Source organism: Bacillus sp. RC240, from assembly GCF_044907945.1.
GTDB classification, from domain to species: Bacteria; Bacillota; Bacilli; order Bacillales; family Bacillaceae_G; genus Bacillus_A; species Bacillus_A mycoides.
Window position 1 is genome coordinate 1 of the sequence record NZ_JBIYCT010000036.1, and the last position, 1,007, is coordinate 1,007.

The 1,007-nt window shown below is 35.9% G+C and carries 1 pseudogene; it reads left to right on the forward strand.

Annotation, left to right across the window (positions count from 1 at the left end):
* Positions 1–1,007, forward strand: a pseudogene (locus tag ABH955_RS29155) (IS3 family transposase); the annotation flags it as partial.

The following is a 1,007-nucleotide window of genomic DNA, read 5'->3' on the forward strand; positions in this document are numbered from 1 at the left end:
CCCAGTATAAACTAGATGTACTTAATTATATGAACGAACAAGGGACATCTATTAGGGAAACAGCGGCGCTTTTCAACATTCCTTCTTACGAAACACTTCGAAAATGGAAAGTAGCTTATGGAACAGGAGGATTGGATGCCCTACAATCAAAGAAAAAGGGGCGTCCATCCATGGAAAAGAAAAAAACAAATACAACTAAAGATCAAGGAATAGTTGAAGGTTCAATAGAGGAACTACAAGCGGAAAATGAGCGTTTACGTATGGAAAATGCGTATTTAAAAAAGTTGAATGCCTTAGTTCAAAACAAGGAGAAATCACGAAACAAGACAAAGCCCAAGTAGTCTATGAATTAAGGCATGAATTTTCAGTGAAGGTGCTACTTCAGATCGCAGATATTCCGCGTAGTACGTATTATTATTGGGTTAAAAGATTCGATCGTCCTGATTCAGATGTAGAACTAAAAGGATTGATTCGAACCATTTATGACGAACATGAGGGGCTTTATGGTTATCGTCGTATTCGTGATGAACTTACGAATCGCGGACATAAAGTAAATCATAAAAAAGTGTATCGTATCATGAAAGAATTGGGATTAAAATGTCTCGTTCGTATGAAAAAATATCGCTCTTATAAAGGAACAGTTGGAAAAATTGCACCCAATATTTTAAATCGCAACTTTCAAGCTGAAAAACCAAATAAAAAGTGGGTTACGGATATTACGGAGTTTAAATTATTTGGAGAAAAGCTATATCTATCGCCAATGTTAGACTTATTTAATGGTGAAATTATCACATACACAATTGGTTCAAGACCAACTTATTCACTTGTTTCAACGATGTTAGACCAAGCGTTTGAACACTTAACAGTCAAAGATACACTCTTGATCCATTCTGATCAAGGTTGGCACTATCAAATGAAACAATACCGTCATTCCCTTACTAAACGTGGCATTACACAAAGCATGTCTCGTAAAGGAAACTGTTACGATAACGCAGTGATTGAAAACT